We start from the raw sequence: 14,898 nt of genomic DNA, 5'->3' as shown, positions 1-14,898 counted from the left end.
CAGGGGATGAAGGGCGCGGACACGATTGCACGGATCCGGCGCGAGCTCTTCGTGCGCGGTAAAACAATCAAGCAGATTGCCCGCGAGATCCACAAGCGAGCAGGTCTTCATCTACCTGAGGAGGATCCCCCATTGTCCGGCTGGCGAGGAGCGGGGGCTGCTCAGGCTGCACAAGGCCGACATGGTGCCCAGCAATGCACCGCAATCGGTGCATCCGCGCATGCCGGCGGCTCTAAGGGAGAGTACCGGGCGTCCATGCAGCGACGAACTGCGGGATGTCTCTGGCAGGCATGGGGCGTCCGAAGTGATAGCCTTGCCCGACATCACAGCCAGACAATCGCAGGAGCGATGCTTGGGCAGCGTTCTCCACCCCTTCAGCCACCACCGCGATGCCGAGATTGTGACCGAGGCTTTGCACCGCTTGGACAATCGCGGCATTGTCCGCATCGCTCTCCATGTCGCTGATGAATGAGCGGTCAATCTTGATCACGTCTACCGGAAACCGCTTGAGATGTGTAAGCGAGGCATAGCCCGTGCCGAAGTCGTCCAATGCAATTGTCACGCCTGCTGTGCTCAAGGTGCGGAGCGTCCGTTCGACATTCGCGGCGCTGCGGTCGAGGAGCACACTTTCGATCACCTCAACCTCAAGATAGCGCGGTGGCACATCTGCCTGGTGGAGAAGCTCGAGTACCCGTTCGGCATAGGTGTCGCGGCGGAACTCGGCGGGCGAGGCATTGATCGCAATCCGCCTGCAATCGAGCCCCGCATCGAGCCAGCGGCGCATGTCGGCGAGCACACGAGAGAGCATGTGCTCGCCTATCGCCGTGCCGAGCTCCGTGTCGCCGAAGGCGGGTGCCAGCGTCTCGGGAGTTTGGAGGCCCAGGCGAGGGTGGTGCCAGCGCAGGAGCGCTTCGAAACCGACCAGGGCGCCCGACCCCAGCGCCACCTTCGGCTGGTAGAACGGCACGATCCAGTCGAGCGCCAGCGCTTTGCGGGCGACTTCCATAGCCGACGCGGTTTTCTGGGCCTCTTCGCGCATGACCGGTCTGAACATCATGGCTGCGCCAGGTCCCGCCACCTTACAGCTATAGAGCGCCAGATCTGCCCGTTTCAGTAAGTCTTCCGCACTGGTACTAGGTCCGCCGGAGACAGCGCCTCCGATGCTGGTGCGGCACTCTTGTGCTCCGGTGCTGAGCCTGAGAGGTTCCAGCATGCCGGTCTGAATGGCTCCGGCCGTCGCCGCGACCTCCGCCTCGCCGCCGATGTCGGTTACGATGACGGCGAACTCGTCGCCGCCTAAGCGGGTAACGGTGGACCCCGGAGGCACGAGGCGAGCCAGCCGTTCGCCAAATGCTCTCAGAAGCCTGTCACCGGCATCGTGCCCAAACCGGTCGTTGATCTGCTTGAAATCATCCAGATCTAGGATCAGCAGGCCGACCTGATCTCCCGTCCGATCGGCATGGTCGAGCGCTTGCTGGAGGCGCTCCCGAAAGAGCCTGCGGTTGGGCAATCCAGTCAGATCGTCGTGATAGGCTACCCAGCGGAGATGCTCCTCCGCGAGTTTCCTGTCGTGGATGTCCTCCAGGGTTCCATACCAGCGAAGCACAGTTCCGTCCGGGTTGTGCCGGGCGGCCGCCCGGGCCCGGAACCAGCGATAACTCCCCTCGGCCCGGCGTACCCGGTATTCCGTATCAAAAGGCTCGCCGGTCGCTACGGAATGTTGCCATCGTTGCCGCGCATGCACGAAGTCGTCGGGATGGAGCAACCTGATCCAACCCGAACCAAGCGCCTCTTCTACAGGCGTGCCCGTCAGCTCGAACCACCGTGTGGATGCATCAATAATGTGTCCGTGTGAGTCGGCAGCCCAGGGGATATGGGGACTCAGCTCGACCAAATAGCGGTAATGCTCCTCGCTCTCGCGCAAGGCCTGTTCAGCCTTCTTGTAGTCGAACTCGATGCGCTCCTTGGCCATGGACAGGAAGACAAAGGCCAGGGCAGGGGCATAGACCACCAGCACCAGCGCCATCTCCGCTGACCATCTGTTGGCAAACGCATCTATCCAGACGATCGAGGTCAGTTTCGGCCCAAGCAGTCCGCGAACGAGATTGAAGGCAGCCAAGGCGAACAGAAGGATGACGGCCACCTTTTGTGACGTCAGACGCTGCGGAGCATGCCTCCAAAGCTCCCAGGCAGACAGGGCCGCGTACCCGCCGGCAATCAGCGACAGAAGCAGAAGCCTGGCATTTGCCGTCTCGTGAATGATGGGGAAAACAGCAATCCAGGCGACAGCGCCACAGATGATGGCGGAAGGCCAGCTTGTGCGGACATTGAAGGTCCGGCAGCCCGCGTACAGAACGCCATAGGCGAGCGCCACCAAAGCATTCGCAACGAGCAACGCGAAATAGCCCGGTGCCCCTCGTCCGAGGTTTGCCATACCAATCCCGATAGCAAACAGGCTGAAGGTGGCCCCCCACCATGCCAGCGAATGGACCTTCCGGTTATGCATCCAAGCGAAGAGCAAAAGCACTCCGAGCATGGCCGAAAGCAGCACGAATGCAGCGCCTAAGGTGCGGGGATCAAGGGCCATTACTTTGTTGACCGGAAGGTTAGGAGCAGTGTCGAAAAGGCATTCCCAGCAGCATCTTCGGTGAAATCTGATGAGTATTACGCCTCCGTTGCGGGGCTTAGTTCACTGGAACCAGAATAGCCCGATAATTCAGACGGAAAATTCTAATCAACCGGGTCAAATGTAGCGTAATGTTCTCCGGAAGCATGATCATTGATTGTTTCTATTCGTCCAAACTGTTTGTTGATGGAAACCATAACCTTCTCTCCAGCTCTAAATACACGGCAGTTTTTGTCTTCCAAGCCCATCCTTACGAGTTCATCGAACTCCTTGGGCTTTCCATAGTTGCGGGCAATCAATTTGATGAGGTCGCGGCTTTTGCAGGCGACGTAGTCTTTTTCTAAGTGGAGAGACTCCAAATAATAAGACTGCCCATTATCAGTACACGCTCCTAGGATAGGGGCTGCCGAAAGAGCCAAAGCGATTCTTTTCATATCGTATTGCTGACTGGATATTGCTTTGGGGCCTGAGCTTTGGCAGCCTGGCGCCTTAAGTTTTCGGAGCCTGATTGAGCAGTATGTCTCTGTAGCAACCAGCAAGTTGAAAGCAGGGGCATCCGAGACGCCCTTGATACCGCACGGGAGTGAGGGCGGCTCTTCTAATGCAAAGAGCACGCCCTCAAGGGCCATGGTTCCAAGGGAATCACCCAGACCACCTCACCGGTGCCGTTGGTGATCTCCATTCTCCAGCCGAGCCACTCTTCCGAAGGCGACGGGGCCTCTGCCCTGAGTTCCTCGATCGCCTTGGTGGCATAGCCGACGGCTGTATTGATGTCTGCGAGCTGGAGACCCTCGTCGTCACAGATAATCTGATTCCCGTCGGTCAGATTGAAATAGTAACGGGAAGACATGGGTGGATCGATTCACAAGGTTCTATGTTTCATGACGGCACGGGGAGACGGATCGAAAAGGGTGAAACTGCGGCTATTCATGGCTTTTCAACTTACCCTTGGTGTAGGATGATAGCAGCGTTGGCTTATACTTGTGGGCGCACTGCAAGGATCGGCTGGACAGGAACAACCTCTCGGCCAATTCAACACGACGCTGGGATTTAGATGATGGAAACGCTGTTCTCGACGAACGCAGTTCACCCGCGCGACCGATTTGATTATTGGCACAGCGTTGCGTGCAGAAATCTCATCGCCCATGACTCCAAGCCCGAGTGCCGCTACAGCTTCCAAGCCGAAATGCAATCGGGTTCCCTGGCGGAGCTTGGGCTTGTCCGTTTCGAGAGCTCGCCCATGAAGGTCTTTCACACGCGGCGCCATTGTGATCAGATGCGGACGGATGAGCTTTTTGTCTGCCGCTTGATGTCAGGGCAACTCGTGTTGGAGCAGGCTGGCCGCGAGGTTGTCATGGAGGCCGGCGATCTGACGCTGCTCGACCCGCTCTTGCCCTATGAAGGATCGTTTTCCACGGGCGCGAAGTTGCTGGTTCTTAAGACACCTAGACGAGCCTTGGAGGCGCGTGTCGGCAAAACAGCAGATATGATCATTCGATCCATGAAACCAATCGAGGCGGAACACAGCCTGGCCTCAGGGTTCTTGGCGATGCTGCCGGATTACGCGGGTAAATTAGGCAAGGCAGCTACGGAGACGGTTAAAGACCAGACGCTCGACTTGGTGGCCATTTCGCTGGCAAAGATGCAGGAGAGGCCAAGGCCGTATCTCTCGTCGGCCAAGGCATCGGCCCTGATGAATGTGCGTACCGCCATAGAGGCGCGTCTCGCCGATCCCCGGCTCGATGCCGAAATAGTTGCCGCCGCCGCCGGCGTGAGCGTGCGGTACGCGAACGCGCTCCTTGCTCAAGAGGGGACATCGATTGCGCGCCTCATCCAGTCCCGACGGCTGGACCGCTGCCACAGAGCTCTCAAGGACCCGCTCCAGGCCCATCGAACCGTGACTGAGATTGCAGCCGGCTGGGGCTTTTCGGACATGACCCACTTCGGCCGCCGTTTCAAAACGGCGTACGGTGTTCTCCCAAGTGAATTCCGCAGGCTCAAGAAGCAAAAGTGATTCTTTTGCAAGCTGGTGCTTCACTCAGAAGAGGCCGGCAGACCGTCCTGTGACGTTGTTGCTTTCGCGGTCTCCGGCAGTCTGGCGGCTTGCCCGGCTCCCATCCCACGCCATCTAGCTCTGGGGCAACTGGAGGTGTCGCGCCGAAGCGGCTTCGGAGCCACCTCTTTCTCGTCCCTGACGGAGGCGATCTTGTCGCCTGACTGGATCTCGGCGCTGGCCAATCTCATGACAGGCCTAGCAGCCGTCGTCGCCGGTTGGGCCGGCGTCCGCGGGCTCAATGCCTGGCGGACCGAGATGGTCGGCCGGCGCAAGACTGAGCTCGCCGAGGAGGTGCTAGCGGGGTTCTACCGGGCCAGGGACATCCTAACATGGGCGCGCTTTCCCGCTTCGGATGACAACGACGGTGGGGAGGATGATCGACCCGGAGCGGGACCGGACGAGGAGCTTGAACTGGGCGAGATCTTCACGCCCGTCGACCGCCTGACCAAGGAGAGCCAAGTGTTTTCCGAGCTCCAAGCGAGTCGGTACCGCTTCATGGCCTATTTTGGGGAGGAGGCCGCCCGGCCCTTCGAGGAGATCCGGGCCATTCACAGCGAGGTCATCGACTCGGCCCACAACCTGATCCGCACCTACGGCCAGGAGCCGACGGGCTCGGAGAAAGCGAGGCGCAACCAATGGGAAGCGGCGATTGGCTGGGGCGAAGGGGACGGTGACACTCTCAGGAGGCGGCTTGATCTGGCGGTGAAGGCCATCGAGCAGACTTGCCGTCCCCTGATCGAGGAGCGCCATAAAACGCGCCGCAATGGTCTCGTTTGAGGCCTTTGGACATATTCACAAGGGCCCGGCAAGTGTGCCTGTGTGATTAGCTGGGGCAAGCTGGCGTTCATCAGCTTCGCGCTCTCCGCTCCCTTGCCGCAGGCGGCGGCACAGATGCATTTGAGAGAACGGTGTGGATCTGAGCTACCGCCGCCGCTCCCTCACCAATTGCGGCACCGACGCGCTTAACTGATCCCGCCCGAACATCACCGACCGCGAACACATTGGCGACTTCCGCTTCCAGCGGAAAGGGGCGTCTTGGACCGCTTTTTTCCATCATGCCGGTGGCCGGGAGAGCCGCACCTGTGCGAACGAAGCCGTTGGCGTCCAAGCCCACGCCGCAGCCCTTGAGCCAGCCCGTTGCCGGATCTGCGCCGATGAAGATGAAAACGTTGCGGATTGGCTTCTCCGTCTCCGCGCCGGTGACGCGGTTGCGCCACCGGATGCACTCAAGTTGCCCTTCGGGCGAACCCGAGAGGACGGTGATCTCGGTTTCGGTCAGCACTTCGATATTGTCCGCAGCCGCAATCCTGTCAATCAGGTATTGCGACATGCTCTCAGCGAGATTGGGTCCACGGACCAACATCCACACCTTCGCGGCAAAGTCCCTTAGAAACACCGCCGCTTGCCCGGCAGAGTTGCCGCCGCCCACAAGGGCAACCTCCTCGTTCCGGCACAGGCGCGCTTCGATGGGCGAGGCCCAATACCACACGCCGCGCCCCTCGAACTCCCGCAGGCGAGGAATGTCAGGCCGCCGATAGTGGGCGCCCGAGGCCACGACCACCGTGGAGCCTTTGACCCGCCGGCCGTCAGCGAGTTGAATCCCATACGGCATTTGCGAGCAATCGAGGCCGACGGCTTCGGCCGGGATCACCATCTCGGCACCAAATTTCTGCGCCTGGACGAAAGCCCGCGCCGCGAGCTCGCGGCCGGGGATGCCGGTTGGAAACCCCAGATAGTTCTCGATTCGGGCGCTCTCGCCCGCCTGGCCGCCAAAGGCGACCGCATCCAGGACAATGACAGACAACCCCTCCGACGCAGCGTAAACTGCCGCCGAGAGACCGGCAGGCCCCGCGCCGACGATCACGACGTCATAGGTTCGATCCGGAGCATCGATGGGCACCAAGCCGAGTGCCTGCGCCAGATCGCGCTCGGACGGATTTTTCAGAATCATTCCCCTGGGACAAACGGCGAGAGGCCGATCCTTCGGATCCGGCGTGTAGCGCTCGATGAGGGTCGCCGCGTCACGGTCGCGGGCGGGATCGAGCACCTGGCATGGATAGCCGTTGCGGACCATGAAGCCTTGCAGACGGACCACGTCGGGATCGGTTTCATGACCGATCAGGACCGGGCCGCCTGCGCCCGTCTCGATCAGCACAACGCGCCTGAGAATGAGCGCCCGCATGATCCTGTCGCCCAGTGCGGGTTCGGCAATCATCAAGGCCCGCAGGTTTTCGGGCGGGATGAGCAGCGCCTCCACATCGACGATGGCATGAACATCGACCAGCGCTGGCCGGCCTGACAACTGCCCCACCTCGGCGACGAAGTCGCCGGGTCCCAGTTCAACGATGGGGGACAGACGCCCCCATGGGTCACGTTGGGTGACCCTGACCGAGCCATTGATGAGGACGAACATGCCCGGGGCAACATCGCCGGTGACAAAGAGCGGCACACCTGCCGCATGACGTCGGACCTCACCGAAGCGGCGCAGGCGGCCGATGTCCGCGGTCCCAAATTTCGGAAACATCTGCTCGTCGCGGGGATCAATGGCGGCCATGGGAAACCTTACTTCTCACAGTATGAGATGATCGGGCCGGGTGGCCGCACTGAAATTCTGGAGCTGCTCCGGCCTAGTCGGCAGTCCCTCGGGGCTGATCCTGCTTGGTGGCATCCTTCCTGTCCTGGTCGCGCACGAGCCAATGGACCGAGCCGAGTGCCAGGATTGCCGCGGCCAGCCCGACGATGGTGAGCGGGTCGGTCTTGCTCGCATCCAGGATGATGAATTTGCGCACCAGCGCCAGGAGGGCGATCAGCACCACGGTGCGCACCTGCACGATGCTTTCCTTGCGATGAAGGACGCTGATGATCGAATGGTTGAACTCCAGGGCGATCAGCACCGTGAAGATCATGCCGAAGACCGCCTGGAACACGCCCGTCTCCGTCGGGTCGAGAAGTCCAGACAGCACCAGCATGAGGATGCGGAAGCTCAGGTGGATCACTGCGGCCGCGATCACCAGCCCGATGAGGCTGGTCAGCACGAGCGAAACGACCTGCTCGAAACGCTCGTAGGTGCTCAGGCCGGGCCAGGCCTCACGGGTCTCGCGCAGGGCGCGGCCCATGGCCTTCGGGGCCCGGCCAGTTCCCATCGTGGAGCGGGGATCGTCTCGCTCGGTCCGGGGGTGGTCTCCCTCGCCCGATGGCTGCCTCATGTGTGATCTGCCAGACTCAGGTGCTTGCGCCGCCGGGCGTGCTGCCCGGTGCGCTACCTTGTCCGCCTCGGCGGCCTCCACCACCGGTGCCGCCTGACGCGCCCTGACCGCCCTGAGAAGCCTGGCCACCCGAGCTGCGGCCCTGCACCTGGATGCGGCGCGAGCGCTCCTGTTGCCCGGTCTTCGGCACGGTCACGGTGAGCACGCCGTTCTCGAAGCTTGCCTGCACCCGCTCCGGATCCACCGGGTAGGGCAACCGCAGCGAGCGCTGGAAGGTGCCGTAGGACCGTTCGACGAAGTGGAAGTTTTCTTTGTCGTCCGTGCGCTCGAACTTCTTCTCGCCCCGAATCGTGAGCATGTCGTCTTCGAGACTGACGTCGATGTCCTGCTCGGTGACGCCGGGCAGTTCCGCCGTGATGCGGACCTCGTTCTCCGTCTCCGACACGTTCATGCTGGCATTGACGAAGTTGCCGACCCTGCCCTGGCCTTGGTTACCCGCCGCGGCGGGCAGGCCTGTGCCGCGCAGGACATCGTCGAACAGGCGGTTCATCTCGCGATGGAGCGAGAGGAAGGGGTCGCTTCCCCCCGGAGTGCCAAAACCGGAGCCAAACGGGGTCAGGGGATTGCGTGCCATGAGGTGTCTCCTTTCGATGGGGCATTCCTTCGGTTTGCTCCAACACGCTCGGTTCTCAGGACATCGGCCTCTGAAACATTCCCTCCCGGGAACCTGGAAGTCCTTGCCGGCCATGCGCCGGGCATGGCCGGAGCTGACTCCTTCTTCGGCAGCTCGGCCACCATGGCCTCGGTGGTGATCAGGAGGCTGGCCACGGAAGCGGCGTCCTGCCGCGGAGTGCGAACGACCTTCGCCGGATCGAAGGGGCCGGCCTGGACGAGATCGCCGTACTCCTCAACCTGCGCATCAAACCCGAAGGTTGGGGCCCGTTGTCACTGATCTTGCCGACCACGATGGAGCCTTCCACGCCCTCATTCTCGCCGATCTGGCGGATCGGAGCCTCCAGCGCCCGCTGCACGATCTTGATGCCAGCTTTCATGTCCGGGTTGTCGGTCTTGAGCCTGGCCACCGCGGCCTTGGCGTGGAGCAGGGCGATGCCGCCAGGCACAACGCCCTCTTCCGCGGCGGCCTTGGTGTCGTGCATGGCGTGGTGGACGCGGTTCTTCTTCTCCTCGGCCTCGACCAGGCGCACCACAACGCGGCCATGGAGCGGGCGGAAGGTCATGATGCGGCTCCTTTGGCAGGGGCGGTGCTCGGGGTGGCGCTGGTGTCGCTGGGGGCTGGACTGGTGGCTTCCGGCGTGGTGCTGGTGGTGCCAGGCATGGAGACGTTGGAGCCCGACAGAGCGGCCTGGAGCCGGGCCTCCTGCTCGGGCGAAAGGGAGGAGCGCAGGACACGTCCGCGGAAGCGCTTCAGCTCGTCCAGCACCTTCTCCGGTTGCACCTTGCGGAGCAGCACGAAGAGGGCCGACGTGTTGGGCTGGAGCGTCTCGCCTATCGAGCGGATGAAGTCGTCGTCTATGCCGTAGTCCGCCAGTTTCCCGGACAGCGCCCCCGCGCCGGCGCCCAGGGCGGCCCCCGTCGCAAGCCCGAGCAGAGGGTTCAGGAACAGCAGGCCGACGAGCGAGCCCCACATGGCGCCCCACAGGCTTCCAGATGCGGCGCCGACGCCAACCAGATCGACGCTCTGCTTCAGCCGCAGCTTGCCGTCAGGGCCGCGGATCGCGACCACCGCGTCCTCCAGGTCAATCAGATACTCCTTCTGCAGGCGCGCCAGTTCGCTCAGGGCACGATCCGCTTCGTCGGGGTCATCGAAGCCAACCACGATGAGTTCAGCCATGCTCTTCCTCCACGTCGCTCAGGAGCCGAGTGGTCCGTCCCGCCCGATGGAGGCTCCTGTCCATGAGGTGGATCCGAGGTGGAGAGTGGCTCAAGGGCGGTCCCTTCAATGATGTTGGAGCGTAGCTCTCCTGTCCTTGTCGGTGTGGATGGGCAATGATGGCTGACGATCCTCACCGCCGTCAGTCCCCACCCCGGCGATCCGGTTGATCTGTCGGCGGGTCGGCTCGCCGGCAACAGGCTCCACAGACGGCGAGGCGCGCCGAATGGCGCTCGCGAGGTCGTACCTGAACCGGTCGGCGTAGGACAGAAGGTGCGTCCGTTGTGGCGGCGGATCCTCGACGCGGTAGGGCCAGCCGTGCCGCTCGGCAAAGACGATAGCGCTTTGCAGGTCCGGGAAGTTCAATCGGATTTGGGCGAACGGATCGTCGCCTCCGGTCCAGCCCATGAGCGGCTCGATGTATGGGGCCGAGCTGCGCTCAAATTCCAGCACCCATCCTGTCCGGGCGGGTGCGGATGATGTCACGGAGCGGCCTAGCCGATGGATGCGGGCGGGCGGCAATGAACCGGCCTCCGTGTTGGAGCCGGGCAGGAGGGCAGGAGCCCACCCTTGGTTGTGTCGGCGATCCACCGGGTCTCTTTGCGCTGTCATGGCTCCAGTCCTTACATTCGAACCTGGATCAGCTTCCAAAGGTGGCCATGACAAGGGCACCCGTGAGCACCCCGGCCCGGAGTGTCGATCCCAAGATGCGAAATGGCATGCGATGTCCTCCGGACGTGTCGCCTGGCAGCCGAGGTCCTCACTCGGCGGCCGTCCTGCTGTCGTCGCCGGCCCCGCGCTGGGCTTCCCGGTCTAGCTCGACCGCATTGCGGTGGTCATCCGTCGCGCCTGTGGCCTTTGTGGCACCCTCTGCCTTGGGCTGGGGCTCCAGTACTACCCTCTGCTGGTCTCCGTCCCAGCGCGCGAGCACCCGGTCACCTTCCTGAACCTCGTTTGCCAGCATCGCGCGGGCAAGCTGGGTCTCCAGCTCGGAGCGAATGAGACGCCGCAGCTCGCGGGCTCCGAACTCCGGCCGGAATCCGGCGGCCGCCAAGTGGTCGACAAGGCTGCCGTCGATATCAAGCTCGACGCCTTGGCCATGGGCGGTGCGTTTCACCCGCTCCAGCTGGAGCTCGACGATGGAGCGGATCTCGCTCCGCGCCAGGGCATGGAAGACAATGATCTCGTCGATCCGGTTGATGAACTCCGGCCTGAAATGGCCGCGCAGCACATCCATCAACTCGCGCTTGAGACGGGCCTGATCGTCTTCGGCCGTGCCGCGCAGGTTGAGGTGGCGCTGGATGATGTCGGAACCCAAGTTTGACGTGGCAATCAGGATCGTGTTGGTGAAGTCCACGACGCGACCCTTGCCGTCGGTAAGCCGCCCGTCGTCGAACACCTGCAGCAGCACGTTGTAGACGTCCGGGTGGGCCTTTTCGATCTCATCCAGCAGCACGACGGAGTAGGGGCGCCGGCGCACACGCTCGGTCAGCTGCCCGCCCTCCTCATAACCGACGTAGCCGGGAGGCGCGCCGATGAGGCGGGCGACCGCGTGGCGCTCCATGTACTCCGACATGTCGAGGCGGATCATCGCGTCCTCCTCGCCGAAGACGGTTTCAGCAAGAGCCTTCGCCAGCTCCGTTTTGCCGACGCCGGTGGGGCCGAGGAACAGGAAGGTCGCGATGGGTCGGCGCCCCTCCCGCAGGCCAGCGCGCGCCAGACGCACGGCGTCGCTGACGGCCCTGACCGCCTCCTCCTGACCAATCACGCGTTGATGAAGGCGCTCTTCCATCTTCACGAGGCGCTGGCGCTCCTCGGTCGTGAGTTCGTTGACGGGCACGCCGGTGAGCTTGGACACCACCTGTGCGATATGCTCGGTGCGCACCTCCGTCGAGGCCGAGCCGCGTTCCCGGCGCCAACGTTCGGTCGCGTCCAGGAGGTCCTTGTTGCGGGCATCGTGCCGGGCCTGGATTTCCGAGGCGCGGTCGAAGTGCTTGCGGGAGGAGGCGTAATCCTGCTCGCGCTTGAGCTGGCGCACCTCGGCCTCCATTTCCTGCACGTCCACGGGCCGGGCGGTAGCCGAGATCTTCACCCGGGCGGCGGCCTGGTCGATCAGGTCAATGGCCTTGTCGGGCAGGAAGCGGCCTGTGATGTAGCGGTCGGACAGCTCCGCCGCCGCGATGATGGCCTCGTCTGTGATCGTGACCTTGTGGTGCGCTTCGAGGGTATCGCGCAGGCCGCGCAGGATCATGATGGTCTGGGCGACCGTCGGCTCGGGCACAAACACCGGCTGGAAACGGCGCTCCAGGGCGGCATCCTTCTCGATGTGCTTCTGATACTCGTTCAGCGTCGTCGCGCCGATCAGGTTGAGCTCGCCGCGGGCGAGCGCCGGCTTGAACACGTTGGCGATGTCGAGCCCGCCTTCGCCGCCGCCCTGACCTGCGCCCACGATGGTGTGGATCTCGTCGATGAACAGGACCAGCTCGTCCTCGCGCTCGGTGACCTCTTTGAGAATCTGCTGGACGCGCTCCTCGAACTCGCCCCGGTACTTGGAGCCGGCCACCATGGAGTTGATCGAGAGTTCAACGAGGCGCTTATCGCGCAGGCTCTCCGGCACTTCGCCGGCAACGATGCGCTGGGCGAGGCCTTCGACGATGGCGGTCTTGCCGACGCCCGGCTCGCCGATGAGGACCGGGTTGTTCTTCTTGCGCCGGGCCAGCACCTCGATGGTGGTCTCGATCTCCTTGGCGCGGCCGATCACCGGATCGAGCTTGCCCTCGCGGGCGAGCTTGGTGAGATCGCGCGAGTACTTGTCGAGGTTGGGGGTGTTGGTGGGCGTGTCAACCCGCCCTTCCTCGGCACCGCGGCCGACCACCTTGGTGACCTGTTGGCGGATGGCCTGCGGCGTGAGGCCGTAGCGGTTCAGGACATCGGGTCCGATGCCTTCCCCCTCCTCGGCCAAGCCGATGAGCAGGTGCTCGGGGCCGACATAGGAGTGGCCGAACTCGCCGGAGACCGAGAAGGCGCGCGAGAGGGCGCTCTTGACCCGGGGTGAGACCCCGATCTCGCCGCCTTCCTCCGGATTAAAATCGCCCCGGGGGCTTTCCTGGACGATCTGGTTGCGCAGGTCATCGAGCGAGACCTTGAACTGGTCGAGGATGGTGCGGACGACGTCACTTTCGGTCAGAACGAGCAGGAGATGTTCGGTGTCGACCTCGCGGCGGCCGAATTCGGCAGCCCGCCGGGCGGCCGATTGGAGGATCTCCTCAGCATGCTCGCTAAGACGGTCCGCCACGCCTGCTGCCGCGCCGCGGCCGCGGGCGCGTCCACGCCCGGACCGGACCGGAACGGGCGTGCCGCCGCTATCCCCCGTGTCGGAAGGCTCATCGGTAAGTCTCCCTGCGCTGCTGCGCGGGCTCTCGCCGAAGAAATCGCCGCCGAAGAAGTCGTCGAACAGGCTGCCGCGCCCGCCGAAGAGGGACTCCAGCGGCGAACTCGGCCGCTGCTGCCTCGCCAAACGCCGGTAATCGACGTCACAGAGCTCCATGGTCTGGCGCTGGCCGTTGCTGACCACCTGCGCCCGAACGGTCGCAGGCCGGACTCCACAGATGTCACACAATCCGTCCGCCATGGCATGCCTCCATGCTGGCTGTCCCGTGCCCCGGGCGGGCGTTCTGTCGTTTCAGCAGACGCTCGCCGCAGCACGCCGCTTCGGCGCGATTCGTGGAGGGTAGCAGTTGCGGGAGCCGATACGCATACCGGTCGATTACTGAGGAAAGGTACGTGGCGGCGAGCCAAACGCGCGGGCCGACCTCCAGCAGCCCACCCTTACATCACAGAGCAGCCGATGCCGGTGGTCAGTCGTCCTCCGGATGGTAACTACCGCCCTGGGTCGCATCAAAGCCCTTGGTAGTCAGTTCGACCGTCTCGGCGTCAGGGGTGATGAGAAAGCCTGCGTCCCTCAGTTCCGCGATGGCCACCGCGACCGCGGGATCCGTGCCGAAGCGGTGATCGAGGGTGGCAATCGTGATCCGGGCGCCAGGCCGCCGATGGGTCTCGCGAAACAGGTCCAGGATCTCGCAGGCGATCTCGCTGAGGCTCATGGGTTCGAATCCTCCTGGCCAAAGGTCGCGGGCAACGCGTCAGCCGTCATCTGGCTCGGCGTGCTTCAGGGACCGTATCCGTGAGGACAAGCCCAGGTCCGTCCCGTCCGCCAGTTGGGCCGCCTCCTCAAGGGCATGGTTCCAGACCGACCGCGCCTCCTTCGTGCGGTGAAGAAGGGCTGAGACGTCGACAGGGCCGGGATGCGTCCCGTTCCAGGCCGGCGGATCGCTGGCGGGAAACGACTCCAAGCTGGCTTCGTCCACCGGGTCGATGTCATCGGGTCTCGGTTTGTTGGTCTGCATGGTGCTCTCCTTCCGGTCCGCTGTCAGCTCTGCCGGAGCAACACCGACATCATCTCTCATCGACCGGTCCATCGATGTTGAATCCTGATGCCGGACCGGTTGGCCATCAAGGCGAACGCCACCATCGGAAGCGTGCCCGTGACATCGATTTGGGTTGATGCGTTTCGCAATCAAGAACCAAATGGGCTGCCGGCGCATTGACATAGTTGCATGTTCCAATCGGTGTTGTCCCCGGAGCGTCCTTGACGCAGACGCGGAAAAACAGGCTTCGGGCTCGAACCACAAGCTGAGGCACGCGTGGCCATGCGGGATCCGGCGGACTGGATGCTCTCGGAAGCGATTGAGGCCCTTGCACGCGCCGAGCGCCTGCACCGGCAGATGTTCCAACCGCCCTCGGCGACGCGCCGCGCAGCTTGGGAACCCCCCGTCGACGTGATTGAAACCGAGCAGGAGGTTCTCATCCTCATCGCTCTGCCCGGAGTGGCGCCGGACCAGGTCGAGACGGTGATCGAGGACGGAACCCTCGTGGTCGCCGGCCGCCGCGTCCTGCCGCCGCAACTGCGCACCGCCGTGATCCACCGGCTGGAGCTGCCGCAGGGCCGATTCGAGCGGCGCATTCCCCTGCCGCCAGGCCACTATGATGCCGTCCGGCGTGCCGCCGGAGACGGGTGCCTGGTTATCAGCCTCCGCAAAGCGCCCTGAGGAGCACCCGT

Annotated in this window: 14 protein-coding genes and 1 pseudogene; 3 read left to right on the top strand and 12 right to left on the bottom strand. The window is 63.5% G+C overall.

Going from position 1 to position 14,898, the window contains the following annotated elements; all coding sequences use genetic code 11:
- Positions 1-232: 232 nt before the first annotated feature.
- The 3 genes from AA309_RS11065 to AA309_RS11055 all read right to left on the bottom strand — a co-directional run bounded on the left by AA309_RS11065 (position 233) and on the right by AA309_RS11055 (position 3,476).
- Positions 233-2,587 carry a putative bifunctional diguanylate cyclase/phosphodiesterase gene (locus AA309_RS11065; RefSeq protein WP_052954631.1) on the bottom strand — a complete coding sequence of 785 codons (2,355 nt, stop codon included), beginning with the start codon at positions 2,585-2,587 and terminating at the stop codon, positions 233-235.
- A gap of 143 nt (positions 2,588-2,730) precedes the next feature.
- A complete protein-coding gene (locus tag AA309_RS34195) occupies positions 2,731-3,060 on the bottom strand; it encodes a hypothetical protein (RefSeq protein ID WP_150117496.1) in 330 nt (109 codons plus the stop codon).
- A 164-nt stretch (positions 3,061-3,224) separates the two neighbouring features.
- Positions 3,225-3,476 (bottom strand): DUF6894 family protein, encoded by a 252-nt coding sequence (locus tag AA309_RS11055; protein ID WP_047189069.1) that lies wholly within the window; start codon positions 3,474-3,476, stop codon positions 3,225-3,227.
- A gap of 204 nt (positions 3,477-3,680) precedes the next feature.
- Between AA309_RS11055 and AA309_RS11050 the strand changes: the two genes are divergently transcribed.
- Together AA309_RS11050 and AA309_RS11045 are read left to right on the top strand one after the other, a co-directional pair.
- Positions 3,681-4,640 (top strand): AraC-like ligand-binding domain-containing protein, encoded by a 960-nt coding sequence (locus tag AA309_RS11050; RefSeq protein ID WP_052954630.1) that lies wholly within the window; start codon positions 3,681-3,683, stop codon positions 4,638-4,640.
- A gap of 192 nt (positions 4,641-4,832) precedes the next feature.
- Positions 4,833-5,459 carry a hypothetical protein gene (locus AA309_RS11045; protein WP_150117495.1) on the top strand — a complete coding sequence of 209 codons (627 nt, stop codon included), beginning with the start codon at positions 4,833-4,835 and terminating at the stop codon, positions 5,457-5,459.
- A gap of 70 nt (positions 5,460-5,529) precedes the next feature.
- Here AA309_RS11045 and AA309_RS11040 read toward each other — a convergent pair whose 3' ends face one another.
- The 9 genes and pseudogenes from AA309_RS11040 to AA309_RS11000 all read right to left on the bottom strand — a co-directional run bounded on the left by AA309_RS11040 (position 5,530) and on the right by AA309_RS11000 (position 14,185).
- Positions 5,530-7,236: an FAD-dependent oxidoreductase gene (locus AA309_RS11040; protein WP_047189067.1), complete on the bottom strand. Its 1,707-nt coding sequence runs from the start codon at positions 7,234-7,236 to the stop codon at positions 5,530-5,532.
- Between the two features lie 73 nt (positions 7,237-7,309).
- Positions 7,310-7,825, bottom strand: coding sequence for a phosphate-starvation-inducible PsiE family protein (locus AA309_RS11035; protein WP_047189066.1), 516 nt, complete (start codon positions 7,823-7,825; stop codon positions 7,310-7,312).
- A 79-nt stretch (positions 7,826-7,904) separates the two neighbouring features.
- Positions 7,905-8,522: an Hsp20/alpha crystallin family protein gene (locus tag AA309_RS11030; RefSeq protein ID WP_047189065.1), complete on the bottom strand. Its 618-nt coding sequence runs from the start codon at positions 8,520-8,522 to the stop codon at positions 7,905-7,907.
- Positions 8,523-8,638: 116 nt separating this feature from the next.
- A pseudogene (locus AA309_RS11025) lies at positions 8,639-9,084 on the bottom strand (TCP-1/cpn60 chaperonin family protein); the annotation flags it as partial.
- A gap of 38 nt (positions 9,085-9,122) precedes the next feature.
- Positions 9,123-9,740, bottom strand: coding sequence for a DUF1269 domain-containing protein (locus tag AA309_RS11020; RefSeq protein ID WP_084731089.1), 618 nt, complete (start codon positions 9,738-9,740; stop codon positions 9,123-9,125).
- 105 nt (positions 9,741-9,845) lie between these two features.
- Positions 9,846-10,391: an ETC complex I subunit gene (locus tag AA309_RS33010; RefSeq protein WP_084731087.1), complete on the bottom strand. Its 546-nt coding sequence runs from the start codon at positions 10,389-10,391 to the stop codon at positions 9,846-9,848.
- A gap of 148 nt (positions 10,392-10,539) precedes the next feature.
- On the bottom strand, positions 10,540-13,410 hold the full coding sequence (locus AA309_RS11010; protein WP_047189063.1) for an ATP-dependent Clp protease ATP-binding subunit: 2,871 nt from the start codon (positions 13,408-13,410) through the stop codon (positions 10,540-10,542).
- A gap of 226 nt (positions 13,411-13,636) precedes the next feature.
- Positions 13,637-13,882 (bottom strand): hypothetical protein, encoded by a 246-nt coding sequence (locus tag AA309_RS11005; protein ID WP_047189062.1) that lies wholly within the window; start codon positions 13,880-13,882, stop codon positions 13,637-13,639.
- A 39-nt stretch (positions 13,883-13,921) separates the two neighbouring features.
- Entirely contained in the window at positions 13,922-14,185 is a 264-nt protein-coding gene (locus AA309_RS11000; protein ID WP_150117494.1) for a hypothetical protein, read from the bottom strand.
- 297 nt (positions 14,186-14,482) lie between these two features.
- Between AA309_RS11000 and AA309_RS10995 the strand changes: the two genes are divergently transcribed.
- On the top strand, positions 14,483-14,887 hold the full coding sequence (locus AA309_RS10995) for an Hsp20/alpha crystallin family protein (RefSeq protein WP_150117493.1): 405 nt from the start codon (positions 14,483-14,485) through the stop codon (positions 14,885-14,887).
- Positions 14,888-14,898: the final 11 nt, after the last annotated feature.

The sequence above is a fragment of the Microvirga vignae genome (genome assembly GCF_001017175.1).
Taxonomy (GTDB): domain Bacteria; phylum Pseudomonadota; class Alphaproteobacteria; order Rhizobiales; family Beijerinckiaceae; genus Microvirga; species Microvirga vignae.
Note: the sequence above shows the minus strand (reverse complement) of the source record. Positions and strands in the feature narration are given on the sequence as shown.

Bases quoted from the DNA above. Each gene is read 5' to 3' on its own strand.
- AA309_RS11055 (WP_047189069.1), bottom strand. From the start codon at position 3,476: ATGTCTTCCCGTTACTATTTCAATCTGACCGACGGGAATCAGATTATC.
- AA309_RS11010 (WP_047189063.1), bottom strand. From the start codon at position 13,410: ATGGCGGACGGATTGTGTGACATCTGTGGAGTCCGGCCTGCGACCGTT.
- AA309_RS11000 (WP_150117494.1), bottom strand. From the start codon at position 14,185: ATGCAGACCAACAAACCGAGACCCGATGACATCGACCCGGTGGACGAA.
- AA309_RS11050 (WP_052954630.1), top strand. From the start codon at position 3,681: ATGATGGAAACGCTGTTCTCGACGAACGCAGTTCACCCGCGCGACCGA.
- AA309_RS11065 (WP_052954631.1), bottom strand. From the start codon at position 2,587: ATGGCCCTTGATCCCCGCACCTTAGGCGCTGCATTCGTGCTGCTTTCG.
- AA309_RS33010 (WP_084731087.1), bottom strand. From the start codon at position 10,391: ATGACAGCGCAAAGAGACCCGGTGGATCGCCGACACAACCAAGGGTGG.
- AA309_RS34195 (WP_150117496.1), bottom strand. From the start codon at position 3,060: ATGAAAAGAATCGCTTTGGCTCTTTCGGCAGCCCCTATCCTAGGAGCG.
- AA309_RS11035 (WP_047189066.1), bottom strand. From the start codon at position 7,825: ATGGGAACTGGCCGGGCCCCGAAGGCCATGGGCCGCGCCCTGCGCGAG.
- AA309_RS11005 (WP_047189062.1), bottom strand. From the start codon at position 13,882: ATGAGCCTCAGCGAGATCGCCTGCGAGATCCTGGACCTGTTTCGCGAG.
- AA309_RS11020 (WP_084731089.1), bottom strand. From the start codon at position 9,740: ATGGCTGAACTCATCGTGGTTGGCTTCGATGACCCCGACGAAGCGGAT.
- AA309_RS11040 (WP_047189067.1), bottom strand. From the start codon at position 7,236: ATGGCCGCCATTGATCCCCGCGACGAGCAGATGTTTCCGAAATTTGGG.
- AA309_RS11030 (WP_047189065.1), bottom strand. From the start codon at position 8,522: ATGGCACGCAATCCCCTGACCCCGTTTGGCTCCGGTTTTGGCACTCCG.